Genomic DNA, 25,787 nt, shown 5'->3' on the forward strand with positions numbered 1-25,787 from the left:
TTTGATCTGGATCATGCAACGTTGAAAGAGTAGTCCCATTTTGAGCGAAGAACTGCGTGGTCGTTTGCCGCGTGACAAGTTGCCTCATCACCTTGGCAAAGCCCGGGCGGGGGGCTTGATCCATGTCCCTGAAAGAAAATAGATGTCTGGCTAACTAAATTTCCCGCCCTAGCAACTTCCTGTTACAGACTGGTGATAATCTCGCGATTCCCCACCAGCCAGACCTGCCTTCAGATGCCCAGCCAAGAGCCCCTGCTGTTACGTAGCCACCGCCCTTTCCTTGCGTTCTGGCTGGCCCGGATCTTTACCGCCAGCGGTTTTCAGATGCTCACCGTGGCCATTGGCTGGAACCTCTATCAATTGACCGGCAACGTGCTTGATCTGGGTCTGGTTGGCCTGGTCGAGTTCGCCCCGCGTGTGCTGTTCATGTTGCACACCGGACACGTCGCCGACCGCTATGACCGGCGTAAGGTCGCAGCGATCTGTCAGTCGCTGCAAGCGTTGATTGCGCTGGCGCTGGTAATTGGCAGCGCCACCGATCACGTCACCCGGGAAATGATCTTTATCCTCGCTTTTCTGCTCGGTGCCGCACGCTCGTTCGAGATGCCAACCACCCAGGCACTGCTGCCGAGCATCGTGCCCAGTGCGCTGTTCCCGCGAGCAGTGGCGGCGGCGCAATCGGCGCAACAATCCGCAACCATCGTCGCCCCGGCCCTTGGCGGCTTGCTCTATGCGTTCGGCAGCGTCTGGGTGTATGGCCCGACGGTGATTCTCTATGTGATTGCCTGCTCGCTGATGCTCAACCTGCCGGCACGACAAACGCCCTTGAACAAAGGCAAAGCCACGCTGGATTCGCTGCTGGCGGGGATTCGCTTCATTCGCAGCCGTCCTGACATCCTCGGGGCGATATCGCTTGACCTGTTTGCGGTGTTGCTCGGTGGCGCCACGGCGCTGCTGCCGGTATTTGCCAAGGACATCTTGCTGACCGGCCCGTGGGGGCTGGGCTTGCTGCGCTCGGCGCCCGCCGTGGGCGCCTTGTTGATGTCGCTGTTCCTGGCCCGGTTTGCCGTGGAGCGCAACGTCGGCCGGGTGATGTTCACGGCGGTGGGCGTCTTCGGCGTCGCGACCATTGCCTTCGGCCTGTCGACCTCGTTCTGGTTCTCACTGGCGGTGTTGGTGGTGCTCGGCGCAGCGGACATGATCAGCATGGTGATCCGCGCGTCCTTCGTACAGCTGGAAACCCCGGACGAAATGCGCGGCCGGGTCAGCGCGGTCAACGGTCTGTTCATCGGCGCTTCAAACCAATTGGGCGAGTTCGAGTCCGGCATCACCGCCCACTGGTTCGGCACCGTGCCGGCGGTCGTCATGGGCGGGATCGGCACGCTCGTGGTGACCGGAACGTGGATCAAACTGTTCCCGACCCTGGCCAAACGGGACCGGATGACGGAGCGGGTGGAAGAGGCGAAGGTTTAGCGCTCGTCAAACCTACAACTCCCCCGCCACTTTCGCCCGCAGCGCCTTGCCGCCAAGTTGTTCGACCAGTACCAAAGCAAACTCCAGCGCGGCACCAGAACCCTGGGCGGTGATGCAGTTGCCATCAACTACCACGGGTTGATCCACAAACGTGCAGCCCGACAATTGATGACTGACGCCCGGCAGGCAAGTCATGCGTCGCTGACGCAAAACGCCGAAGGCTTGCAAGGCGACTGCCGGGCCTTCGGCGATAGCGGCGAACAAGCGCCCGGCGCTGGCCTGATCCTTGAGCAATTGCTGCAAAGGCTGGTGCGCCGCCAAATGCTGTGAACCCACGTCACCGCCGGGCAGGACGATCAGATCGAAAGTCTGCGCCAGCACATCGACCAGCATGCCGTCAGCCGTCAGGCGGGTGCCGCGCGCGCAGGTCAGCATGCGTCGTCCTTCGATGCTGGCCGCCACCACTTCGATGCCGGCGCGGCGCAGCACATCGATCAGGGTCACGCTTTGCAGGTCATCGATCCCCTCGGCGAGGGTAATCAGGGCTCTAAAGGTCATGGGCGATTTCCGCTGGGTGATCTTCAAAGCGTAGTCAGCTTTAGCCTGGCTCGTTTGGCCGTAGCCGTTACTTGATGTAAAGCTGCGTCGACATGCTGTTACCCGGCGCGTTGATCGAGGTGTTGCTGAAAGTGAAGATGCCGCTCTGCTTGCCCGCCAGATCAAAGATGTACAGATAGCCGACGGTTTTACGGCCGACCGTGCATTCGGTGAGATTGCCGGTCTCAAACGCGCAGACCGGGGTTCGCGTGCCATTCACTTCAAAACCGTCCAGCGCCACATGGGGCTCGCGACCGTAACCGACTTCCAGCACGTAAACCTTGATGTGCGGGCCTTGGTGGTCACAACGCGTTTGCTCCTGCCCCTCAGTGATGCCTTCAAAACCGCACGGCGGTGATTCGACTTTCAGCACTTTCAACTGGGTCAGCGGCGGCGCCGAGGCCGCCCAGGCGCCAGGCATCCCGGTCATGAAAATCGCCATCAGTGCGAAAGCCTTCATCCAGCGCTTGTTCATACGATCCCTATCCCCCCAAAAATCAGCGCGCAGTATGGCGCACTTGCTCTCACGGCAAAACTTCGCCGACGATCGACACCAACAACCGCCATATTGCCCACGCTGCTGGTATGATGCGCGGCTTTTTCCGGCCCATCACAATTTTCCAGGCGCTTGCGACGGTCTGTGCTTTGCTGTTGAGGTCGATACATTCACGGCGCCATCCGCGCCACGGGGAGCAGACATGCTGGAAAGGCTGTTTCAACTCAAGGCACACAACACCAACGTGCGAACCGAGATTCTTGCGGGTATCACGACGTTCCTGGCCATGGCCTACATTCTGTTCGTCAACCCGAGCATTCTCGGCGAGACCGGCATGGACAAGGGTGCGGTATTCGTCGCCACCTGTCTGGCCGCCGCGATCGGTTCGACGGTCATGGGCCTGATCGCCAACTACCCGATCGCTCTCGCACCGGGCATGGGCCTGAACGCCTTTTTCACCTACACCGTCGTGCTGCACATGGGCCATACCTGGCAAGTGGCACTGGGCGCGGTGTTCATTTCGGCCGTGCTGTTCTTTCTGCTGTCGATCTTCCGCATCCGTGAATGGATCATCAACAGCATCCCGCTGCCACTGCGCTCGGCGATTGCCGCCGGTATCGGCCTGTTCCTGGCGCTGATCGCCCTGCACAACGCCGGTATCGTGGTCAGCAACCCAGCGACCATGGTCGGCCTCGGTGACCTGAAACAACCGGCCCCGATTCTCGCCACCCTTGGTTTCGCCCTGATCGTCGCCCTTGAAGCCCTGAAAGTGCGCGGCGCGGTGCTGATCGGCATTCTGGCGGTCACCGTTGTCTCGATCGCCTTGGGCGTTACCGAGTTCGGCGGCGTGATCTCGATGCCGCCTTCGCTGGCCCCGACCTTCCTGCAACTGGACATCAAAGGCGCACTGGACATCGGTCTGGTCAGCGTGATTTTTGCTTTCCTGTTCGTCGACCTGTTCGACAACTCTGGCACCTTGATCGGCGTCGCCAAACGCGCCGGCCTCATGGGCAAGGACGGCCACATGCCGAAAATGGGCCGTGCGCTGATCGCTGACAGCACCGCCGCCATGGCCGGTTCGCTGCTGGGCACCTCGACCACCACCAGTTACATCGAATCCGCTGCTGGCGTGAGTGCGGGCGGCCGCACCGGTCTGACTGCCGTCGTCGTCGCGATCCTGTTCCTGCTGGCGCTGTTCTTCTCGCCATTGGCGTCCAGCATTCCGGCATTCGCCACCGCACCCGCGCTGCTGTTCGTCGCCGTGTTGATGACTTCCGGTCTGGCGGAAATAGACTGGGAAGACATCACCGTTGCCGCCCCGGTCGTGGTGACCGCGCTGGCCATGCCGTTCACCTACTCCATCGCCAACGGTATCGCGTTCGGCTTCATCGCCTGGACCGCGATCAAACTGCTGTCCGGGCGTGCCCGTGAGCTGAACCCGGCGCTGGTGATTTTGTCGATTCTGTTCGTGATCAAGTTGGGTTGGTTCAACGCATGACTTTCGATTCCCAAGCTTACGCCGCTCAACTCGAAGACAAGGTGACGCGCCTGCGTGACCTGCTGGCACCGTTTGATGCCCCCGAGCCGACAGTGTTCGACTCACCGCTGCAGAACTTCCGTCTGCGCGCCGAATTCCGCCTGTGGCGCGAGGCCGGCGAGCGTCACTACGCGATGTTCTCCCAAGACGACAAACGCACGCCGATCCTGATCGAAGCGTTCCCGATTGCCAGCCTGCGCATCAATCAGTTGATGCCGCAGCTCAAGGCCGCGTGGCAGGCAAGTTCGGCGCTCAGCCACAAGCTGTTTCAGGTGGAGTTCCTGACCACGCTGGCCGGCGACGCAATGATCACCCTGTGCTATCACCGTCCGCTGGACGAGCACTGGCAGGCTGCAGCCGTCAAGCTGTCGGCAGATCTGGGGGTCAGCATCATCGGTCGCTCCAAGGGCAAACGCGAAGTGATCGGCCACGATTACGTGGTAGAAAAACTCGAAGTCGGTGGTCGTACCTTCAGCTACCGCCAGCCAGAAGGCGCGTTCACCCAGCCTAACGGCACCGTGAACCAGAAGATGTTGAACTGGGCTTACGAAGCACTGGGCGATCGCACTGACGACCTGCTGGAGCTGTATTGCGGCAACGGCAACTTCACCCTGCCGCTCGCCACCCGCGTGCGCAAAGTGCTGGCCACCGAAATCAGCAAGACGTCGGTCAACGCCGCACTGAGCAACCTCAGCGAAAACGCTGTGGATAACGTCACGCTGGTGCGCTTGTCCGCCGAAGAGCTGACCGAAGCGCTCAACGAAGTGCGTCCGTTCCGTCGCTTGCACGGCATCGACCTGAAGAGCTACGAGTTCGGTAGCGTATTCGTCGACCCGCCACGCGCGGGCATGGACCCGGACACCTGCGAACTGACCCGGCGCTTCGACAACATCCTGTACATCTCCTGCAATCCGCAAACCCTGGCGGCCAACATCGCCCAATTGCACGACACGCACCGCATCACGCGCTGCGCGTTGTTCGACCAGTTCCCGTGGACGCATCACATGGAATCGGGTGTGTTGCTGACCCGCCGCTGATGCAAATGCCGGAGACAAGAAAGCCGTCATGATGACGGCTTTCTTGTGGATAAGTTTTGCCTGTGCGATCACCGAACAAAAAACACCCACGGCAACGCTGTGCAATTGACCCATGTAACCATCTAGTACATTTTATCTCCACAGGCTGAACCCTCGGCCAAAGCCAAAAACAATAAGTGGAGTTTCCCCTCATGCCCCCTATCGTTCTGGTGCTTAACGGCCCGAACCTGAACTTGCTCGGCACCCGTGAACCGGCGACTTACGGCCACGAAACCCTGGCGGATATTTCTGCGCTGTGTGGACGTGCGGCCGAGGAGTTCGGCCTGGCCGTGGAGTTTCGCCAGACCAATCACGAAGGCGAACTGCTCGACTGGATTCACGCGGCCCGTGGCCGTTGCGCCGGGATCGTGATCAACCCGGCGGCGTGGACGCACACCTCGGTGGCGATTCGCGATGCGCTGGTTGCCAGCGAACTGCCGGTCATTGAGGTGCATCTGTCCAATGTCCATGCGCGCGAACCGTTTCGTCATCATTCGTTCGTCTCGGCCATCGCCACGGCAGTGATGTGTGGTTTCGGCAGCCATGGCTATCGCCTGGCCCTGGAACATTTCAGCCAGCGACTGAAGGGGTGAATCCGATGTCACGTCAAAACGCGATACTCGCCGGGCTGATCGGCGCCGGCATTCAGGCCTCCCGCACGCCGGCCTTGCATGAACACGAAGGCGATGCGCAGGGCATGCGTTATCTCTATCGACTCATCGACCTCGACCAACTGCAGATGGATAGCACCGCCCTGCCCGACCTGCTGCTGGCCGCCGAACGAATGAATTACACCGGTTTGAACATCACGTTCCCATGCAAGCAGGCGATCATCCCGCTGCTCGACGAACTGTCACCCGAAGCCCGTGGCATCGGCGCGGTGAATACCGTGGTGTTGAAGGACGGCAAACGCGTGGGTCACAACACCGATTGCCTGGGTTTCGCAGAGGGCTTTCGCCGAGGCTTGCAGGATGCACCCCTTGAACGTGTCGTCCAGATGGGCGCCGGTGGCGCAGGCGCGGCAGTGGCCCACGCGTTGCTGAGCGAAGGCGTACAGCAACTGAGCATTTTTGATGTCGACAGCGAGCGCGCCGAAAGTCTGGCCAACAATCTCAATCAGCATTTCGGTTTCGGTCGCGCCATGGCCGGGCGTGATCTGCCGAGCACACTGAGTCAGGCGGACGGCCTGGTAAATACCACGCCGATGGGCATGGCCAAACTGCCGGGCATGCCCGTACCGGTGGAGCTGCTGCGCAAGGAGTTGTGGGTGGCGGAGATTGTGTATTTCCCGCTGGAAACCGAACTGCTGCACAACGCCCGCGCCTTGGGTTGCCGTACGCTGGATGGCGGCAACATGGCGGTGTTTCAGGCCGTGAAGGCGTTTGAGCTGTTCAGCGGTGTAGTGCCGGATGCGCCGCGAATGCTGGCGCATTTTCAAAGCATGAAGGGTTGAACTCAATCCTCCTGTGGGAGCGGGCTTGCTCGCTCCCACAAGGGGAATGCGTCAGGCCTGCAAGTAACGCAACACCGACTCACAGATCATCTCGCGATGACGCTGCTTGATGCTTTCGTCCGGCAGATCGATCTGAAAAATCTCACCGAACGTATGGCGGTTCGACACGCGATAGAAGCAGAACGAACTGATCAGCAGGTGCACGTCCAGCGCATTGAGCCCGGTACGGAACACACCTTGTTCAACACCCCGACGCAGAATCTCGCCCAGTGAATCGAGGATGGTGTTGTTCATTGCCTTGATCGCATCGGAACGCTTCACGTATTCGGCGTTGTGGATGTTCTCGATACTGACAATGCGCACGAAATCGACATTGTGATCGTGGTGATCGAACGTGAACTCCACCAGACGCCGAATCGCCACAATCGGCGATAACTCGTCCAGGTGCAGACGGTTTTCCGTGTTGCGGATATCGCCGTAGAGTTTTTCCAGGACCTCGACGTACAACTGCTCCTTACTGCCGAAGTAGTAATAGATCATGCGTTTGGAGGTGTGGATGCGCTCAGCGATCGCATCGACGCGAGCACCGGACAGTCCTTGCTGGACGAACTCGACGATCGCCTCCTGCAGGATGTTCTCGCGGGTTTTTTCCGGATTGTTCTTGCGACTCTTGCGCGGCTCTGCGGCAGATACGACGGGAGCAGCGGGGAGTTCTGAAGTCATTGTCATTGCGGGCTCACGGCCATCACTGCACAGGCTGGCGATTATGGGCCGCGCGGCACAGTGAAGGAAGCCGCGCGGCATGTGTTTAATCCCGCGTTTACGATTTTCCTACAACTTCGCCTGGCGCACAGCGCCACTGCGTGATTTGGCCATCGCTGCCAGACGCACCGCGACGTTCGCCGCGCCGTAACCGGCATAGCCGCTTTTACGCTGGATGATCTCGAAGAAAAATCGCCCTTCAAACGGCTCTGTATAGACGTGAAACAACTCACCGCCCTGCGCGTCGCGGTCATAGAGAACGTTGTAATACGCCAGTTCGCTGAGGAATTGGTCGTCGAAATCAAAGCGCGCGGCAAGATCGTCGTAATAGTTCAGAGGGATATCGAGCAGCGGTACACCGGCCTCTTTGGCACGACTGACTTCGGCGAAGATGTCGTCACAATCGAAGGCAATATGATGCACACCAGAGCCGCGATAACTTGACAGCGCGTGGGAGATCGCGGTGTTGCGGTTCTCGGAAATGTTCAGCGGCAAGCGGATAGAACTGTCGCGACTGCGCAATGCGCGGCTCTTCACCAGACCATACGGGTCGGGCAGCACGACTTCATCGTCGGCCTCGAAATCCAGCAAGCTTTTGTAGAACAACACCCAACTGTCGAGGCTGTCAGCCGGCAGCGCCATGGCCATGTGATCGATGCGTTTGAGACCGCCACGGGCCGATGCACCTGGTAGCAGATTGAAGTCGGTGCCGTAGACATCCGCCTCTTCATCCACCAGATAAATCAGGCTGCCGTCCGGTGCGCGCACCGCCGCCAGCTCCAATTCGTTCGGGCCGACCAAGCCGCGATAAGGCTGCCCCTTGTAAGCCACGGCACGCGCCAGGGCACTGTTGCTGTCCTTGACTCGCACAGCGGTGGCGCACAGCGATGGGCCGTGAGCCTCAAAAAAACTGTGGGCAAACGAATAGGGTTCGCAGTTGAGGATCAGGTTGATATCACCCTGACGCAGCAAGCTGACGCTCTTGGAGCGATGCTGACCAGACTTGACGAAACCCAGCCGCTCCAGCCAGTGCGCAAGCTTGGCGCCGAGGCTTTCATCGACGGCGAATTCGAGAAACTCGATGCCGTTGTACTCGCTGGCCTTAGGGGTTTCAAAGAGGATTTCGCGATTGGCCACGGGCGCCGCTTCTTGTTCAAGGCGCTGACGGGTTTTCTCTTCCAGATACAGCAACGAGCGCAAACCGTCGGCGGCATTGGCCCGCGGCGGTGCGGCGCGGAAACCGTCATTAAAGATTTCCAGCGACAGCGGCCCGGTGTAACCGCTCTGGATGATCGGTGCCAGGAATCCCGGCAGATCGAATTCACCCTGGCCCGGGAAGCAGCGCAAGTGTCGGCTCCACTCCAGGACATCCATCGCCAGAATCGGCGCGTCGGCCATTTGCACGAAGAAAATCTTGTCACCGGGAATATCGGCGATGGCACGCGGGTCGCCCTTCAGTGACAGGGTGTGGAAGCTGTCGAGGAGCACACCGAGGCTTGGATGATCAGCCTGGCGCACGATGTCCCAGACCTGTTGATATGTATTGACGTGACGGCCCCAGGCCAGCGCTTCATAGCCGATTCGCAGGCCACGTGCGCCGGCACGTTCAGCCAGCAAGCGCAGGTCATCGACGAGAATCTGCTGATCGCCAACGCTGTCGGCCGAAGCGTTGCTGCACACCAGCACCAGATCGGTGCCCAGTTCCTGCATCAGGTCGAACTTGCGCTCGGCCCGCTCCAGGTTGCGCGCCAAACGGTCACGGCGGCAGCCTTCGAAGTCGCGGAACGGCTGGAACAGGGTGATGGCGATCCCGAGATCGGCGCACATCTGTTTAATTTCCCGAGGGCTGCCGTCGTAGTACAACAGATCGTTTTCAAAAATCTCCACCCCGTCGAACCCGGCGGCGGCGATGGCTTCGAGTTTTTCCGGCAGGGTGCCGCTCAAGGAAACGGTGGCAATGGAACGCTGCATGTTTCAACTCCCGGGCTGCGCCGCGTTGTTCATTTTTTGTCGTGGGGAAATTATTGGCTGCATCACTTCTCGCAGCAATTTAAAGTGTACTACCCGGTTAGTTTTGCGTGCGATTATCGAACACAATGCCGGTTTGACGAATTGACGATTTTTCGTCCACTGCCCAACATCCACAGCACATTGAGTCCGGTCGCGACGCACCGGTCGCAGCGTTCAAGAAAAAAGAACACCAAATAACAAATCCAAAAACGGGTGGAACACATGATTCCTTCACAGACTTCCCGCATGGCGCCAGCCATGAGCACTGCCACGGGTGGCATCGGCGACAAGATCCGCGGCGCCATGGCCGTCGGCAAGACCCGTTGGGGCATGCTGGCGCTGGTATTTTTCGCCACAACCCTCAACTACATCGACCGCGCCGCGCTCGGTGTCATGCAACCCATCCTCGCCAAGGAAATGAGCTGGACGGCGATGGATTACGCCAACATCAACTTCTGGTTTCAGGTCGGTTACGCGATCGGCTTCGTTCTGCAAGGTCGCTTGATCGACCGGGTCGGCGTCAAGCGCGTGTTCTTTTGCGCGGTGCTGCTCTGGAGCCTAGCCACCGGCGCCCACGGCCTGGCAACGTCGGCGGTCGGCTTTATGGTCTGCCGGTTCATCCTCGGCCTGACGGAAGCGGCCAACTATCCGGCCTGCGTGAAAACCACACGCCTGTGGTTCCCGGCCGGTGAACGCGCAGTCGCCACAGGCATCTTCAACGCGGGCACCAACGTCGGCGCGATGTTCACGCCGATGCTTCTGCCGCTGGTTCTCCATGTATGGGGCTGGCAGGCGGCGTTTCTGTGCATGTCGGCACTGGGCGGGATCTGGCTGCTGTTCTGGGGTCTGAAATACTTCAACCCGGAAGATCATCCGAGCGTCAAACAATCGGAACTCGACTACATCCAGCAGGAAGTCGAGCCAGAACAGGCCCGCGTGCCATTCTCGAAAATCCTGCGGATGCGCGGCACCTGGGCCTTCGCCCTCGCCTACTCGCTGACCGCTCCGGTGTTCTGGTTTTACCTGTACTGGCTGCCGCCGTTTCTCAATCAGCAATACAACCTGGGCATCAACGTGACCCAGATGGGCATCCCGCTGATCATCATCTACCTCACTGCCGACTTCGGCAGTGTCGGCGGCGGCATCCTGTCTTCGTTCCTGATCGGTCGCGGCATGAACCCGATAAAGGCACGGCTGCTGTCGATGTTCCTGTTTGCCTGCTGCATCATCGGCGTGATCATGGCCGCCGGTTCGAGCAGTCTGTGGGTGGCGGTGGCAGCGATTTCCCTGGCCATCGGCGCGCATCAGGCCTGGACCGCGAATATCTGGAGCCTGGTGATGGACTACACCCCCAAGCACATGATGAGCACCGTCTTCGGTTTCGGCGGCATGTGCGCGGCAATCGGCGGGATGTTCATGACCCAGATCGTCGGCCACATCCTCACCGTCACCCACAACAACTACACCGTGCTGTTCACCCTGATTCCGGGGATGTACTTCATCGCGCTGATCTGGATGTACTTCATGGCACCGCGCAAGATTCCTGACGTCACCGAGTAATCAGGCCACCTCATCGGCCCTTTGTGGGAGCAAGCTCGCTCCCACACGTTCTTATCGACGGCTTTGCTGCCACGCTGCCGCCAGACCGCTGCAACAGATCACCGCGATACCGATCACGGTCAACAAACTCGGTGTGTGATTAAAGACCACCCAGCCCAGCAGCCCCGCAAACACGATCTGGCAATAACCGAACGGTGCCAACAGTGCCGGTGCGGCATGGCGGAATGCCTGCGTCAGAAACAAGTGCGCCGTCATCCCGCAACTGCCCAACGCCAGCATCAGTGCGGCGTGAGTCAACGTCGGCACCTGCCAGAAGAACGGCACCAGCGCACTCATCACCAGCGTATTGCACAGCCCGGCGAAAAAGTTGCTGGTGGTCGGGCTGTCTATCTCGGCGAGCTTGCGAGTCAGCAGTTGATAGAAGCAGAAAAACAGCGCCGAGCAGAACGGCAACAACACGGCGGGCGTGAAGAGTTCACCACCGGGATGAACGATGATCAGCACTCCGATAAAACCGCAAATGACCGCAATCCACTGGCCGCGGGTGACCCGCTCCTTCAATAGCGGCACCGACAACGCCGTCACCAATACCGGCGCCAGGAAGTTAACCGCCGTGGCTTCTGCCAGCGGGATATACAGCAGTGCTGTGGTGAAGAGCAGGCTGGTGCCGAGCAGGCAAAGTGCGCGAGCCAACTGCCATAAAGGCTTTTTCGTGCGTAGGACGCGCAGCCCGGACTGCGGTAAAAAAATCCCCGCCATGAGTAAGGTGTGCACCACATACCGGGCCCAAACCACCATCACGATCGGATAGAAACCCGAGAGATATTTCGACAGCGCGTCGTGACTGGAGAACAGGAAGGTTGCCACGACAATCAGCAAGATCCCTTTGAAGGGTTGGTTGACTCCGGATAGCGGGGTGCTGACGGTCATTGAATATCTCTAAGAGAGGAACAAACTGAGAGAAGAGCCTCAAGCAATAATTTAGAACTCGATTCCATTTTCAGACACCCATCATCCGTAAAAGTGTGCGAACAACGCACACTTTCATAAACGGGCACCCCCCACAGAATTTCAGGTTAGACGAACAGCTCCGAAGCCAGACTCGCTGCAGACAGCTCTTCGGTAAACCTCAACAGCAACGGTGCCAGTTCATGCAACCTCGCGCCCGGCATCCGCGCACTCGGCCCGGCGATACTCAGCACACCGATCACCCGCCCATCCGCGGGATGACGCACTACCGCCGCAATCGCAGAAGTCCCCACGGCCGAACTTTCCTCGACGCAGGCATAGCCCTGCTCGCGCGCCAATCGCAGGCGTTCAAGCAGTTCGATATTGGAGCGCGGTGCATTCGGCCCGATATCCACCGGCACCTCAGCCGCTTGCCGCTCAACCCGCGACAGCGCCTCGGCATCCGTCATGCACGCCAGCCAGGCATGGCCCGAAGCGGTGTAGAACAGCGGAGCATCGCGGCCCATGTCCGGGTCGTAGCGCAAGCCGGTGCGCGCCCCCTGAGCTTTGGCAATCCACGTCTGCCGCTCGCCGTCGGTGACGCCCAGTCGCACCAGTTCGCCGGTTTCCTGAGCCAGACGATCAAGCACCGGTTGCACGATGTCCGCGCCACTGCTCGACAGGTAACGAAAACTCATCGCCACCAGTTTCGTCGACAAGTGATAACGCAAGGTTTCCGGGTTTTGCCGCACGTACCCCAAGCGGACCAGTTCGGCGAGCAAACGATGAGTCGCACTTTTCGGGATGTCGATCTGCTCGGCGAGCGTTTGCAGCGCTAAACCACGCGGGTCACTGGTGAGGTTTTCCAGCACACTGAAAACCCGTTCGATTTGACTGCCGGCCATGGTGAGATCCCAATGAAATTTCGTGGATTCTAGAATACGCGCGACACAAAACAAAATCTGGAACAGCTTGAACGCTTCACAAAAAACCGGTGTTGAATGGAATTCGCCGAACACGACAGGTTCTTACCCGTCGGCTTCGCTGCGGGCGTACGAATAGACGGACGACTGGACTGGCGCCACACTCACACACCAGCAACACTCATCACCACGATCAGAAAGAGGATTCCCGCATGCTATGGAAAAAAGGCCGACGCAGTGACAACGTCGTCGATGCCCGTGGTGATGATACCGGCGGTGGCGGCGGGATGCGTTTCGGTGGCGGCAAGGGCCTGAGCCTTGGGGCCATTTTATTGATCGTCGGCATCGGCTGGATCACTGGCCAGGATCCGTTGCAGATCCTCGGTCAACTCACCGGCCAGACGGGCCAGCAAACGGCACCCACCTCGCAAACCCGCCAGGCGCCGCCGGCCAATGATGAACAGGCCGAATTCGTCCGTTCAGTCCTCGGCGATACCGAAGACACCTGGGGCGCGATTTTCCAGCAGGCCGGCCGCCAATATAAGGATCCGACCCTGGTGCTGTTCAGCAATCGGGTCAATTCCGCCTGTGGTCTGGCCACCTCAGCCACCGGGCCGTTTTATTGCCCGGCGGATCAGAAGGTCTATCTGGACATGGCGTTTTTCCAGGAAATGGCGCAACGCTTCAAGGCTGCTGGCGATTTCGCCCAAGCCTACGTGATCGCTCACGAAGTCGGACACCATGTGCAGACGCTTCTTGGCGTCTCGGCGAAAATTCAGACAGCCCGCCAGCAAGGCCGGCAGATGCAAGGTGCTGGTGGATTACTGGTTCGTCAGGAATTGCAGGCCGACTGCCTGGCCGGTGTCTGGGCCTATAACGCGCAGAAGCGTTTGAACTGGCTGGAACCGGGCGACATCGAAGAAGCCTTGAACGCCGCCAACGCCATCGGTGATGATCGCCTGCAGCAACAAGGTCAGGGCCGTGTGGTGCCGGACTCGTTTACCCACGGTACGTCGGCGCAAAGGGTGCGCTGGTTCAAAACCGGATTCGCGCAAGGCCAGGTCGGCCAGTGCGATACCTTCGCGGCGAAAAATCTGTAAATGCATAAGTGGCTTTTGGCTTTACTGATCATTGGCAGCACCGCGCAAGCGGCCGGGGTCGACGCTATCAGCCCCGGGCGCCTGCAACTCAAGGCCGGCGAAATGGCGGTGGGCATCGGCCCGGCGCCGGAAAAGATCGAGCGAGTGCTGATCGTCATTCATGGCCGGTTGCGCAACGCCGAGACCTATCGCAAAAGCGCCGAAAGCGCCGCGGAACTGGCAGGGCAAACCGCCCACACGCTGGTCATCGCTCCGCAGTTCCTCAATGAAAGTGATACAGCCCTGTACTCCTTGCCTGCCACCGTGTTGCGCTGGAAAGGCAATGAGTGGATGGGCGGTCGGTTATCCACAGGCCCGAATCCGGTGAGTTCCTATGCGGCACTGGACGAAATCGTCGCCCGAATCACTGATCGCAAGCAGTTTCCGGACGTAAAGCAGATCGTGATTTTCGGTCACTCCGGCGGCGGTCAGGTGGTACAGCGATACGCTTTGCTCGCCAAGGATCAACCCGCGCTCCAGGCCAACGCAATCCACCTGCGCTATGTGGTGGCCAATCCGTCTTCGTATGCCTATTTCAACGAACAGCGACCGGTCGCGTTCGATCACGCGCAATGCCCCAACTTCAATCGCTGGAAGTACGGTCTGTCAGACATGCCGATATACGCCGGTGGGCAAACGCCGTTGCAGCTTGAAAGCCGTTACATCAAACGCGAGGTGATTTATCTGCTCGGACAGCAGGACATCGACCCGCAGCATCCGGCGCTGGACAAAGGCTGCGAGGCCGAGGCGCAAGGGACTGACCGCCTGACGCGCGGGAAGCTGTATTTTGGCTATTTGTTGCGCCGCCATCCGGAAGGGGTGAATCAGCGGCTGGTTGAAGTGCCCGGGGTGGGGCACAACGGCGATGGGATGTTGACGTCGGCGCAGGGGCAGAAGGCTTTGTTTGATCAGTAAGCCTTGCGGTGGCAATGCCGGCCTCTTAGCGAGCGAGCCTGCTCCCACAGAGGGGCGGGCTTCGGACTCAAATTTTGTATCCACTGAAAATCCCCTGTGGGAGCGGGCTTGCTCGCGAAGGCGTCCGTCCAGACACTCAACGGCTCAGGCGAACACCATCCGCCGCAACTCAACACAATCCTGCGCATGCCAGTCCGTCAGCTCCGGCCATGGGTTATCCGGCAAATTCACCAACACCGTCCGCGCACCTGCCGCCCGACCGCAATCCAGATCAAAGCGGTAATCGCCGACCATCACCATCTCGCTGGCCGGCACCGACCACGCCTCGGCCAACTTCAGCAATCCACCCGGATGCGGCTTGGGCGGCGCGTCATCACGGCCCAGCACATCCTCCACGGCAAAGCAGTCAGCCAGGCCAATCGCCTCCAGCGTGACATGCGCCAGTTCGCGGGCATTACGGGTGAGAATGCCGAGGCGATAACCGCGCGAGTGCAGGTCACGCACCAGTGCCACGGCGCCGGTGGCCGGGGTCGAACCCCGCGCCAGATCACGTTCGTGCTCCAGCAACCATGCATGTTTCGCCGCCGCTTCAGCGGCTGGCAGCGCGCCAAGGTGGGTGAGAATGTCGTCCTCGGGCGGAATCGACAACGCAACGCGAATCGCCGCGAAGTCATGGACGGCAACGGTGAGCGTGCCGTCCATGTCGAACACCCAATGCTTCACATCAACGAGGCTCATGCCCAGTCCTTGCGATGCCGAATCAGGCCTTCCTGAGTCACCGAGGCGACCAGTTGACCGGCGCGGTTGTAGACGCTGCCACGGGAGAAACCACGGGAATTTCCGGCCCACGGACTGTCCATCGCATAGAGCAACCAGTCATCGGCACGCAGATCGTTGTGGAACCACAGCGCGTGATCGAGGCTGGCGACCTGCATGTCTTTCTGCCAGACCGATTTGCCGTGGGGCAGCATCGACGTGGTCAACAGACCGAAGTCCGAGGCGTAGGCCAGCAAGTATTTGTGCAATGCCGGGGTATCGGCCAAGGCGCCGTCGGCGCGGAACCAGACGTACTTCACCGGATCAGCCGGTTGCGGGTTGTACGGGTCTTTCTCGGTGACCGGGCGCACCTCGATCGGTTTCGGGCACAGCAGTTTTTCGCGCATGTGCTCAGGAATCAGGTGCGCGCGTTGCTGGGTCAGTTCCAGCTCCGACGGCAGGTTTTCCGGACCGACCACGACCGGCATCTGGCTCTGGTGCTCGAAGCCCTCTTCGTCGTACTGGAACGAAGCGCTGCAAGTGAAGATCGGATGGCCCTTCTGGATCGCCGTCACCCGGCGAGTGCTGAAACTGCCGCCATCGCGCACGCGGTCCACCGAATAGACCACGGGCAACTTGGCGTCGCCCGGACGCAGGAAATAGCCGTGCATCGAATGCACATGGCGGGTTTCTTCAACCGTCTGACTGGCCGCCGACAACGACTGACCGAGTACCTGCCCCCCGAACAACTGACGAAAACCAAGGTCCTGGCTACGGCCACGGAACAGGTTTTCTTCGATCGGTTCCAGGGTCAGCAAGTCGACCAGATCTTCCAACACTTGGCTCATTCAGACTCTCCTCACACAAAGCTATGCCGCGCAGTCTTGGCTGCGGCGGCCGATTCAGATTCTGGCGCGGGCCAATGATATGGCGGCCATTGTAAACGTCCGTGTCGGCTTATCCATGCAAGGTTTGCAGCCACTGCTCCCGGGTGATGCGGTACAGCACATGCTTGCGTAACGGATCACCGACGGCGAGTTTCGGGTGATTGAAATCATCAGCCGGCACGTGGTGCATGCCGATCGCCTGCATGACTTTCTCCGAAGGCAGATTGGATTGCGCGGTAAAGGACACCATTTCCTTCAGGGCCAACCGATCAAACCCGCAACGCAGAGCGGTCCATGCCGCTTCACTGGCATAACCCAAGCCCCAATGTTCCTTGGCCAGGCGCCAGCCGATTTCCACTGCCGGCGTAAAAGGTGCATCGAAACCGACGACGCAAAGTCCGGTAAAACCGATGAACTCGCCACTGTCCTTGCGCTCCAGCGCCCACAAACCGAAACCATGCTCAGCAAAATGCCCGCGCACACGACCGATCAGCGCGGCGCTTTCCAGACGGCTCAACCGAGCGGGAAAGTAGCGCATCACCTGAGGATCGGCACACATCGCCGCAAATGCCGGCAAGTCCTCATCCTGCCACTGACGCATCAGCAGGCGTGCGCTTTCGAGTTCCAGTATCGGCTCCATCGTGCCCCTCCGTTTCCATGCCGCAAGTCTACATCGCTGGTAGGATCGCTCACTCTTTCCTACGTTTCCTACATGAAGTCGCCATGCCACTGCCGCTGATCTATCACGAAGACTACAGCCCCGAGTTTCCGGCGGATCACCGCTTCCCCATGGACAAGTTTCGCTTGCTGCGCGATCACCTGATCGACAGCGGCCTGACCCGCGACGCCGACTTGCTGCGTCCAGAGATTTGTCCCAACGACATCCTCGCCTTGGCCCATGACCGTCGCTATATCGAACGCTACATGAACGGCGAGTTGTCCCGCGAAGACCAACGGCGCCTCGGCCTGCCGTGGAATGAAGCACTGGCCCGGCGCACGGTGCGGGCGGTCGGCGGTTCGATCCTGGCGGCGGAAAAAGCCCTGGAGCATGGTTTGGCTTGTCATCTGGCCGGCGGCACCCATCACGCCCACTACGACTACCCGGCCGGGTTTTGCATCTTCAATGACCTGGCAATCATCAGCCAGTACCTGCTGCAAAGCGGCCGGGTGAACCGGGTGTTGATCTTTGATTGCGACGTGCATCAGGGCGACGGCACGGCGCGGATTCTGCACGACACCCCGGAGGCGATTACCGTTTCCCTGCACTGCGAGAAGAACTTTCCTGCACGTAAAGCCGAAAGTGACTGGGACATTCCGCTGCCCAAAGGCATGGGCGATGCCGATTATTTAAAAGTCGTGGACGACACACTCAACTATTTGCTGGCGCTGTATCAACCAGATCTGGTGCTATACGACGCCGGCGTCGATGTGCACAAGGACGACGCCCTCGGTTATCTGCAACTGACCGATGAAGGCGTAGCCGCCCGGGACGAAAGCGTAATGCGCCATTGCCTGGGCCGCGACATCCCGGTGGTCGGTGTCATCGGTGGCGGTTACAGCAAGGATCGCCACGCCCTCGCCCGCCGCCACGGCATTCTCCATCACAGCGCGCAGCGCGTCTGGCAGTCACACGGCTGTCATTGAGGTGTGCTGCGTTACCCACATTCGCTGTGGAACGGCCTGTGGATAACCTGAGTGCAAGGGACTAGAGGCCATGCTGGACATAGCTTGCAGCACGATGGTCATTTATTAACCAGATTTTGTGGATCACCACAGATCCCTTGTGGGAGGGGGCTTGCTCCCGAATGCGGGGGGCCATTCAACATTGATGTCAATTGATATACCGCATTCGGGAGCAAGCCCCCTCCCACCCTGTCCGGCGCTGTTAGAATGCGCGCCTTATCCCGCCATACCGCAGCGCACGCCATGACTCAGACTTCCGCCCCCCTCCCCGCTCACGTCGCCATCATCGGCGGTGGCCCCGCCGGCCTGATGGCCGCCGAAGTACTGGGCCAAGCCGGAGTGCGCGTCGACCTGTACGACGGCATGCCCTCGGTGGGCCGCAAGTTTCTGTTGGCCGGCGTCGGCGGCATGAACATCACCCACTCCGAAGCCTACCCAGCGTTCCTCTCGCGCTACGCCGAACGCGCGCCGCACATCGCTCCGCTGCTGCGCGGTTTTGATGCCGACGCGTTGTGCCGCTGGATTCATGACTTGGGCATCGAAACCTTTATCGGCAGCTCTGGCCGCGTGTTCCCCACCGACATGAAAGCCGCGCCCCTGCTGCGCGCCTGGCTCAAACGCCTGCGCGACAGCGGCGTCGTTATCCACACCCGCCACCGCTGGCTCGGTTGGAATGAACAGGGCGCGCTACGCATCGACAACCCCGACGGCGAAATCACCATCAGCCCCGACGCCACCCTGCTTGCCCTTGGCGGCGGCAGTTGGTCGCGTCTGGGTTCGGACGGTGCCTGGATGCTGCCGCTGGAGCAGCGCGGTGTGGGACTGGCGCCGTTGCAGCCGAGCAATTGCGGCTTCGAAGTGCAGGCCTGGAGCGAATTGCTCGTCAGCAAATTCGCCGGCGCGCCGCTGAAAAATATCGCCATAGGCTTGAACGACGACATTGCGCGCTTGGGCGAATGCGTGATCACCGCAACTGGAATTGAAGGGAGTTTGGTCTACGCGTTGTCGGCGCCGATTCGTGAGGCGATCAATATGCATGGCTCGGCCACGGTGCACATCGATCTACTGCCGAGCCGGCCTGTGGATAAATTACAGGCTGCGCTGAGCAAACCGCGTGGCTCGCGCTCGATGGCCAAGCACTTGCACAGTCAGGTCGGGATTGATGGGGTGAAAGCGGCGTTGTTGCGTGAGTTGACTGACGCGGCGACCTTCGCCGATCCAGCGCTGCTGGCGCGGGCGATCAAAGCATTGCCGCTGACCTTGGTGAAAACCCGTCCGTTGGATGAGGCGATCAGCAGTGCCGGGGGCGTGACGTTCGAGGCGATGGATGAGCGCCTGATGCTCAAGGCCTTGCCGGGCGTGTTCTGCGCTGGCGAGATGCTCGATTGGGAAGCACCGACGGGCGGGTACTTGCTGACGGGGTGTTTTGCCAGTGGCCGGGCTGCCGGGTTCGGAATACTGGAGTGGCTGCAGCGCGAGGGCTGAAGACCGCAGGGCGCCCTTCACGAGCAAGCCCGCTCCCACAGTTGACCGCATTCAATTGAAGTACTTGGTCGAATGTGGGGGCGGGCTTGCTCGCGAAAGCAGTCTTAGCGACGCCGCATCAAAATCAAGGCTTACGCTTACGCGGCCCGGTATTGAACACCGGCACTTTACGCACAGGCTTGATCGAAGGCTCCGGCGCCTGCGTCTCGCCGCTATCGACCCACTTGCCCAAATTGCGCTTACCGCCACCGCCCGAAGTTTTCGGCTTTTTCGGTTTCTTCGGCTTCTTGATCACCTGACCGCTCGCATCGGTATCCGGCACGCGGTGCTCAGGCTCGAAGTCCGGTTCGTTCTGGCGCTTCAACGTCTGGCGCGTCAGCATCTCGATGGCCGAGAGCATGTTCACCTCATCGGCACACACCAGCGAAATCGCTTCGCCCGTCGCACCCGCACGGCCAGTACGGCCGATACGGTGAATGTAATCCTCGGCCACAATCGGCAGATCAAAGTTGACCACCAGCGGCAGGTCTTCGATATCCAGACCACGGGCGGCCACATCGGTGGCGACCAGAATCTGCACTTCGCTGAGTTTGAAACGATCCAGCGCACGCTGACGAGTCGCCTGCGGTTTATCGCCGTGGATACCGTCGGCGTTGATGCCCAGGCCCTGAAGTTTTTCCACCAGCGCGTCGACACCGTTGCGGGTCTTGGCGAACACCAGCACCTGTTTCCACTTGCTCTTGCGCATCAGATGCACGAACAGCTCCGCCTTACGCTTTTTGTCCACCGTCACCACCCATTGTTTGACGGTGTTGGCAGCAACGTTGCGCGGACTGACTTCGACGCTCAGCGGATCGTTGAGCATCTGCCCGGCCAGCAGGCGGATGTCATCGGAGAAGGTCGCGGAGAACAGCAAGGTCTGGCGCTTTTTCGGCAGCATGCGGTAAATGTTTGCCAGTTCTTCGGAGAAGCCCAGGTCGAGCATACGATCGGCTTCATCCAGCACCAGGGTTTGCAACTGATCGAGTTTCAGCGCGTTCTGGCGGAACAGGTCAATCAGGCGACCAGGCGTGGCGACCAGCACATCGACGCCGCCGCGCAGCTTCATCATTTGCGGGTTGATGCTGACGCCGCCGTACACCGCGTAAGTGCGCAGCGGCAGGTTTTCCGCGTACTGGCGCACAGACTCATGAACCTGCTCGGCCAACTCGCGGGTCGGCACCAGAATCAGCGCTCGCGCCGAGTTGGCAGCGACTTTCGGCCCTTCCATGCTCAGCAACTGCAACAGCGGCAAGGCGAAACCGGCGGTTTTGCCAGTGCCGGTCTGAGCGGCTGCCATCAAGTCACGACCGGCCAGCACGGCCGGAATGGCTTGCGCCTGCACCGGCGTCGGGGTCTGGTAGCCGAGCGTCTCGAGGGAGCGCAGCAAGGGTTCGATCAGGCCAAGGGAGGCGAAAGTCATGGGAGTACCGTAGGAAAATTCAGCGCAGTTGTGCAAAACGAGTATGCAATGGCGCGCAGTTTACCCTAATTCGTACGGGTTTCTGTTGGCATGGCTGTCGGCGCCACGACTGACGGCGGAGGCGCCCGACGCCACTGGGGTAGCCCAATCAGCACCACCGCGCTGATGATCACCAGCATCGCCAGTGCTTCTTCAATGCCAATGGTCTCGCCGACGAACACAATCCCCAGCAACACCGCCACCGCCGGATTGACGTAGGCATAACTGGTGGCCGCCGCCGGACGCACGTGCTTGAGCAGGTACATGTACGAGTTGAAGGCAATGATCGAGCCGAAGAAGATCAGATACGCCAGCGCCAACCAGCCTTCCACTGGCGGCACGACTTGCAAGTGCTCACCGCTCAGCGCACTGCCGATCAACAACACGACGCCGCCAACGAGCATTTCCACGGCACTGGCCATCGCGCCTGGCGGCAGGGGCAAGTGTCGGCTCCAGACCGAACCGAACGCCCACGACGCCGCAGCAAAAATCAGCAACATTGCCCCCAGCGGACTCGATTGAAGGTTGGAGCCCATGTTGAGCATGGCGATGCCGATAATCCCCAACACCACCCCGGCCCATTCGAGACGGGTATTACGCGCCCCCCAGAAATAACCGCAGAGCAACGTGAACAACGGCACCGTCGCCACCGCCAACGCCGCGACGCCCGAAGCCACGCCGGTGTGTTCGGCCACACTCACTGCGCCGTTACCAAGACTCAACAGCAAAATCCCGATGATCCCCGCCGCTTTCCACTGCGCCCAGGTCGGTGCCGGCGCCCCGCGCCAACGCAGGAAGGCGTACATCAGCGTGCCCGCAATCACAAAGCGCACCCCGCCAAGCATCAGCGGCGGCCAGTATTCAACACCAATGCGGATCACCAGATAGGTCGACCCCCAAATCACATACAGCGCAAAAAACGCGGCGATCAGCGGCAGGGGAAAACGGCGCAGGGCAGGCATGGAAGGCTCGAAAGTCAGAGGCGAGGGATTGGTTATTCTAGAAAGGCCAGCGGGCAAAAATAAGTTACAAACCCTGTTTATCAGGCCAGTACACTTTGGAAATCATGGAGATCGACGGGATGAACCGCGATTTCGAAAGTCTGGCATTTACAGGAGTTCGGCTTTGGACAAATACGACCGCATGCTGCTCAGCGCCCTACTCGAAAACGGTCGCGCGTCCTACGCCGACCTGGCGCGCAAAGTAAATCTGTCAGCGCCCGCCGTGGCCGAGCGCGTATCCAAACTGGAAGCATCCGGGGTGATCACCGGGTATGAGGCAAAAATTAACCTGTCGAAAATCGGCTTGCCGATCCAGTGCGTGATCGAACTGCGTCTGCACCAGAACGGCAGCCAGAAGGTGTACGACGAATTGGCCACAATCTCGCAACTGACCGAGTGCTTTCGAGTGACGGGCGATCCGTGCGTGATCATGAAAGGGGCGGTGGGCTCAATGCTGGAGCTGGAGGCGTTGATCAATCGGGTGGCGAAATTCGGGTTCAGCAAGACGTCGATTGTGCTTTCGAGCGCCATCGAAAAACGCGTGCCGCTCGGCCATATCGAAAACAACGGCAAACAGACGTGACGCCAACAGAGATCCAATGTGGGAGCGGGCTTGCTCGCGAAGACGGTGAATCAGTCGACATCAATGTTGAATGAACCACCGACTTCGCGAGCAAGCCCGCTCCCACAGGTAATCGACGTTATCTGGAATGAATCCTCTGACTATCGGCTCAGCAAAGAGCCCTCAACGGCAACCAAGACCTTCCTGAGCCAACATACTCGGCATATCTCGCATGCGTATCCATGGCTCATTGCGCCAATGCAGAAGACTCAAGGTTTCCCCGGCGCACATCATCAAACGTAGATGCGGCTCGATAACTGACGTTGAGTCCTGATGAAGCATCGGCACGACCTCATGGGTTAGCCAACGACGCAAATGACGGTTCTCCGGGGAGTAGTGATAAACCAGCATTGCGTAAACGCCGGACTCGCTCAACATCAAGGTCTCTTGAACACCATCGTTTCCCGACAGAAACATCATCCGCCGCTGGTCCTCATCAAGCTTCAGAACTTGTCGCCCATTAATTTCCAACCCCATGAGGCGACCAATATCACGGGCACAGAACCAGGCTTCGCCATGTACCAGAGCGGCTTGCAACTGGATGTGATGGCGGATGAAGGCTTGGGGGTTTACGAGTGACTCACGGCTGAATTGCGAGCCGGCGTTTTTTGGAGCGTTGGTAGTTACTTTGATCATGGCAAATCACCTAACGAATGTTGGAGCCGCTAGCATCACTTGCAGATGATGGGTGGCGGCTGTGCGCGGGTCTGCAAGACCGAGTCGTTAGGCAACCTCGGCAGACCCGAAGGTCTCCCGCACACAGCCACCATAAAATCGTTGGTCGCCATAAGAGCGACGCGATTATAGGTGCACCGTTCAGTGCCTAACAAATTATCGGCGGGCTTGCAGTCCCGATCGCTGAATTTGCAGCGACGAAAAGAGGTTAGCGGTGGGGCTATCGGAGCTCAAGACGGATTATCCCTAAACTTCAGTAGGATGCTTCGTCGAATTTTATACGCGGCTAAACAACTCGGTTACGGGAGACTTTTTGTCCGGTGGACGCCACCAAGCGCAGCAGCTAATGTCCTCGCAGAGGCGACAATCGGTATTTCTCAAAAAAATAAAAACCCGATGGAAACGAAAGGAGCTCAAAAATGACTTGGAAGGGAACCCTACGCTCGATGCAGGCGTCAGCCAGAAGAGCTGAGCGCAACTCGAAGCGGCGCCAACGCGAATTGCAGGTGCGTCAGAAAGAGTTCGCAAAAATGGAGGCCATTGAGCAGGCCGCGTATGAAGTTGAGGTCTACGAAAACCACATAGAACTGCTGCTGTCCGTGCATAAAGACTGTGGCGAGGGGATCGACTGGAGTGAGTTCGCAAATCAACCGCCACCGATAAAACCCGCAGCACTCAATACTCATGAAAACAACGCCAGGGCGAGACAGTCCAGTTATAAACCTGGCTTCATCGCGCGCACTTTAAAACTTGAGGCCAGACAACGCAGAAAACTTGAATTAGCCATTCAAGCGGCGGTTGCCAAAGACACGCAGGAGTTAGCTCAAGCGTTAAGCGAGTGGGAAGCACGGCATCAAGATTGGAAAACCGATCACGATCTCGCGTTGGGAATACTCACCGGTCATGCCCAATCGAAAATTGATGCCGTCCTACGAGTGAATCCTTTTACGGATATTTCGCACTTGGGTACGTCAATCAATTTTTCGGTTGCAGACAGCGGGGTGCTCGAATGCACGCTTTCTGTACACGGAAACAAAGTGATCCCTCAAGAGATCAAGTCGCTGTTGCAGAGCGGGAAACTGTCGGTGAAGAAAATGCCGATCAGCAAATTCAATGAGCTGTTACAGGACTACGTATCCAGTTGCGTTTTGCGTGTGGGCCGGGAACTGCTGAGTATCCTTCCGGAGCGCCTCGTCATCGTTACGGCTGTTGACTCACTTCTCAACTCCGCAACCGGCCATCTCGAAGATCAACCGATCCTCAGCGTCGCACTCTCACGCGAGACGCTATTCAAACTCAACATGCAAAGCATCGATCCATCGGACTCGATGAAGAATTTCGTGCATACGATGAACTTCAAGAAAACAACCGGGTTTATGCCGGTTGGCAGGGTTGATAGTCAACAATTCGCCAGTTTGGCCTGACGTAAAAAGATCGCAGCCTCGGGCAGCTCCAGCAGAACTCGATTCTGTTGGACAGCGCCATCGAAAAACGCGTGCCGCTCGGCTATATCGAAAACAACGGCAAACAGACCTGACGCCAGCAGAGATCCAATGTGGGAGCGGGCTTGCTCGCGAAGGCGGTGAATCAGTCGACATCAATGTTGAATGAAACACCGCCTTCGCGAGCCAGCCCGCTCCCACAGGGTTATCTGTTGACCTGAACATCAGCGATAGCGCTGGAGATGCTCGCTCACTTTCGCCGCTGGCACTTTCTGCAACTTGCACAGCAGGTCGTGAGAGAGCTCGCGCAAGCCGTGCTTGTCACGCAACTCACCCGCCAGATGCGCCATCAGGTTCGCCGCCATCTCCGCATCCGCCATCGCCCGGTGAGCCTGACCCGTGTGCGGCAGGCGGGCGAATGTGGTGAGGGTGCCAAGTTTGTGATTCGGCGCGGCCGGCATCAGTCGGCGGGCGAGCAATAGCGAGCAGGCGAAGTTCTGCAAGCGCGTGCGTTTGATCCGCCCCAGTTCGAAATCCCAGAACTTCTGGTCGAACGAGGCGTTGTGTGCGACCAGTGGCGTGCAGCCGACAAACTCGTTGACCTCTTCCATCACCCGCTCGGCCGAGGGCGCGGTGCGCAGCATGGCGTTGCTGATGCCGGTCAGTTGTTCGATGAAGGCCGGGACGCGTACGCCGGCGTTCATCAGGCTTTGGTAGCGCTCGACGATGCGGCCGTTCTCCAGCATGACCACGGCGATTTCCGTGGCGCGGCAGTTGCTGTTCGGCGAGAGGCCGGTGGTTTCAAAGTCGATGACTGCAATGCGTTCCAAACCTTGTTGTACTCCG

General features: G+C 59.4%; 25 protein-coding genes. 12 read left to right on the top strand and 13 right to left on the bottom strand.

Features of this window, described 5'->3' with window-relative positions; translation table 11 throughout:
* The first annotated feature begins 234 nt into the window (after positions 1–234).
* Positions 235–1,473, top strand: coding sequence for an MFS transporter (locus K5E40_RS06265; RefSeq protein WP_221730134.1), 1,239 nt, complete (start codon positions 235–237; stop codon positions 1,471–1,473).
* 12 nt (positions 1,474–1,485) lie between these two features.
* Here the strand turns inward: K5E40_RS06265 and K5E40_RS06270 are convergent, their stop codons facing one another.
* On the bottom strand, positions 1,486–2,031 hold the full coding sequence (locus K5E40_RS06270) for a DJ-1 family glyoxalase III (RefSeq protein WP_221730135.1): 546 nt from the start codon (positions 2,029–2,031) through the stop codon (positions 1,486–1,488).
* A gap of 67 nt (positions 2,032–2,098) precedes the next feature.
* On the bottom strand, positions 2,099–2,545 hold the full coding sequence (locus K5E40_RS06275; protein WP_221730136.1) for a DUF4879 domain-containing protein: 447 nt from the start codon (positions 2,543–2,545) through the stop codon (positions 2,099–2,101).
* Between the two features lie 223 nt (positions 2,546–2,768).
* Between K5E40_RS06275 and K5E40_RS06280 the strand changes: the two genes are divergently transcribed.
* From K5E40_RS06280 to K5E40_RS06295, 4 genes are all read left to right on the top strand, one after another.
* Positions 2,769–4,064 (top strand): NCS2 family permease, encoded by a 1,296-nt coding sequence (locus K5E40_RS06280; protein ID WP_221730137.1) that lies wholly within the window; start codon positions 2,769–2,771, stop codon positions 4,062–4,064.
* Positions 4,061–5,140 (top strand): tRNA (uridine(54)-C5)-methyltransferase TrmA, encoded by a 1,080-nt coding sequence (gene trmA, locus K5E40_RS06285; RefSeq protein WP_221730138.1) that lies wholly within the window; start codon positions 4,061–4,063, stop codon positions 5,138–5,140. Before K5E40_RS06280 ends, trmA begins: the two co-directional genes overlap by 4 nt.
* A gap of 191 nt (positions 5,141–5,331) precedes the next feature.
* A complete protein-coding gene (gene aroQ / locus K5E40_RS06290) occupies positions 5,332–5,772 on the top strand; it encodes a type II 3-dehydroquinate dehydratase (RefSeq protein WP_102899935.1) in 441 nt (146 codons plus the stop codon).
* Positions 5,773–5,777: 5 nt separating this feature from the next.
* On the top strand, positions 5,778–6,632 hold the full coding sequence (locus K5E40_RS06295; RefSeq protein ID WP_221730139.1) for a shikimate dehydrogenase: 855 nt from the start codon (positions 5,778–5,780) through the stop codon (positions 6,630–6,632).
* A gap of 51 nt (positions 6,633–6,683) precedes the next feature.
* Here K5E40_RS06295 and K5E40_RS06300 read toward each other — a convergent pair whose 3' ends face one another.
* On the bottom strand, positions 6,684–7,361 hold the full coding sequence (locus K5E40_RS06300) for a TetR family transcriptional regulator (RefSeq protein WP_221730140.1): 678 nt from the start codon (positions 7,359–7,361) through the stop codon (positions 6,684–6,686).
* 102 nt (positions 7,362–7,463) lie between these two features.
* Entirely contained in the window at positions 7,464–9,365 is a 1,902-nt protein-coding gene (quiC, locus tag K5E40_RS06305) for a 3-dehydroshikimate dehydratase QuiC (RefSeq protein ID WP_221730141.1), read from the bottom strand.
* A gap of 261 nt (positions 9,366–9,626) precedes the next feature.
* Between quiC and K5E40_RS06310 the strand changes: the two genes are divergently transcribed.
* Positions 9,627–10,964 (top strand): MFS transporter, encoded by a 1,338-nt coding sequence (locus K5E40_RS06310; RefSeq protein ID WP_221730142.1) that lies wholly within the window; start codon positions 9,627–9,629, stop codon positions 10,962–10,964.
* A 51-nt stretch (positions 10,965–11,015) separates the two neighbouring features.
* Here K5E40_RS06310 and K5E40_RS06315 read toward each other — a convergent pair whose 3' ends face one another.
* On the bottom strand, positions 11,016–11,894 hold the full coding sequence (locus tag K5E40_RS06315) for a DMT family transporter (protein ID WP_221730143.1): 879 nt from the start codon (positions 11,892–11,894) through the stop codon (positions 11,016–11,018).
* A 146-nt stretch (positions 11,895–12,040) separates the two neighbouring features.
* Entirely contained in the window at positions 12,041–12,817 is a 777-nt protein-coding gene (locus K5E40_RS06320) for an IclR family transcriptional regulator (RefSeq protein WP_221730144.1), read from the bottom strand.
* Positions 12,818–13,047: 230 nt separating this feature from the next.
* Here K5E40_RS06320 and K5E40_RS06325 point away from each other — a divergent pair, with 230 nt between their 5' ends.
* Together K5E40_RS06325 and K5E40_RS06330 are read left to right on the top strand one after the other, a co-directional pair.
* Positions 13,048–13,935: a neutral zinc metallopeptidase gene (locus tag K5E40_RS06325; RefSeq protein WP_221730145.1), complete on the top strand. Its 888-nt coding sequence runs from the start codon at positions 13,048–13,050 to the stop codon at positions 13,933–13,935.
* Positions 13,936–14,889, top strand: a complete 954-nt coding sequence (locus K5E40_RS06330; protein WP_221730146.1) for an alpha/beta hydrolase — start codon at positions 13,936–13,938, stop codon at positions 14,887–14,889.
* 144 nt (positions 14,890–15,033) lie between these two features.
* Here the strand turns inward: K5E40_RS06330 and K5E40_RS06335 are convergent, their stop codons facing one another.
* From K5E40_RS06335 to K5E40_RS06345, 3 genes are all read right to left on the bottom strand, one after another.
* Positions 15,034–15,627, bottom strand: coding sequence for an HAD family hydrolase (locus K5E40_RS06335; RefSeq protein WP_221730147.1), 594 nt, complete (start codon positions 15,625–15,627; stop codon positions 15,034–15,036).
* Entirely contained in the window at positions 15,624–16,493 is an 870-nt protein-coding gene (gene tesB, locus K5E40_RS06340) for an acyl-CoA thioesterase II (RefSeq protein WP_221730148.1), read from the bottom strand. The genes K5E40_RS06335 and tesB overlap by 4 nt, the downstream gene beginning before the upstream one ends.
* Before the next feature lie 109 nt (positions 16,494–16,602).
* Positions 16,603–17,172 (bottom strand): GNAT family N-acetyltransferase, encoded by a 570-nt coding sequence (locus K5E40_RS06345; protein WP_221730149.1) that lies wholly within the window; start codon positions 17,170–17,172, stop codon positions 16,603–16,605.
* Positions 17,173–17,255: 83 nt separating this feature from the next.
* On the opposite strand from K5E40_RS06345, the gene K5E40_RS06350 reads away from it, so the two are divergent.
* Both K5E40_RS06350 and K5E40_RS06355 read left to right on the top strand, forming a co-directional pair.
* Entirely contained in the window at positions 17,256–18,176 is a 921-nt protein-coding gene (locus K5E40_RS06350) for a histone deacetylase (RefSeq protein ID WP_221730150.1), read from the top strand.
* A 282-nt stretch (positions 18,177–18,458) separates the two neighbouring features.
* A complete protein-coding gene (locus tag K5E40_RS06355; RefSeq protein ID WP_221730151.1) occupies positions 18,459–19,700 on the top strand; it encodes a TIGR03862 family flavoprotein in 1,242 nt (413 codons plus the stop codon).
* 124 nt (positions 19,701–19,824) lie between these two features.
* Here K5E40_RS06355 and K5E40_RS06360 read toward each other — a convergent pair whose 3' ends face one another.
* A complete protein-coding gene (locus K5E40_RS06360) occupies positions 19,825–21,162 on the bottom strand; it encodes a DEAD/DEAH box helicase (protein WP_221730152.1) in 1,338 nt (445 codons plus the stop codon).
* 65 nt (positions 21,163–21,227) lie between these two features.
* Positions 21,228–22,163, bottom strand: a complete 936-nt coding sequence (yedA, locus tag K5E40_RS06365; protein ID WP_221730153.1) for a drug/metabolite exporter YedA — start codon at positions 22,161–22,163, stop codon at positions 21,228–21,230.
* A 163-nt stretch (positions 22,164–22,326) separates the two neighbouring features.
* On the opposite strand from yedA, the gene K5E40_RS06370 reads away from it, so the two are divergent.
* Positions 22,327–22,785, top strand: a complete 459-nt coding sequence (locus K5E40_RS06370; protein ID WP_221730154.1) for an Lrp/AsnC family transcriptional regulator — start codon at positions 22,327–22,329, stop codon at positions 22,783–22,785.
* Between the two features lie 162 nt (positions 22,786–22,947).
* On the opposite strand, the gene K5E40_RS06375 is transcribed toward K5E40_RS06370, so the two are convergent.
* Entirely contained in the window at positions 22,948–23,460 is a 513-nt protein-coding gene (locus tag K5E40_RS06375) for a Bro-N domain-containing protein (RefSeq protein WP_221730155.1), read from the bottom strand.
* Positions 23,461–23,918: 458 nt separating this feature from the next.
* On the opposite strand from K5E40_RS06375, the gene K5E40_RS06380 reads away from it, so the two are divergent.
* Entirely contained in the window at positions 23,919–24,923 is a 1,005-nt protein-coding gene (locus tag K5E40_RS06380) for a hypothetical protein (protein WP_221730156.1), read from the top strand.
* A 242-nt stretch (positions 24,924–25,165) separates the two neighbouring features.
* On the opposite strand, the gene K5E40_RS06385 is transcribed toward K5E40_RS06380, so the two are convergent.
* The gene (locus tag K5E40_RS06385) at positions 25,166–25,771 is read right to left on the bottom strand and encodes a PolC-type DNA polymerase III (RefSeq protein WP_221730157.1); all 606 of its coding nucleotides are present in this window, start codon (positions 25,769–25,771) and stop codon (positions 25,166–25,168) included.
* Positions 25,772–25,787: the final 16 nt, after the last annotated feature.

This window comes from Pseudomonas baetica, from assembly GCF_019733355.1.
GTDB classification, from domain to species: Bacteria; Pseudomonadota; Gammaproteobacteria; order Pseudomonadales; family Pseudomonadaceae; genus Aquipseudomonas; species Aquipseudomonas baetica_A.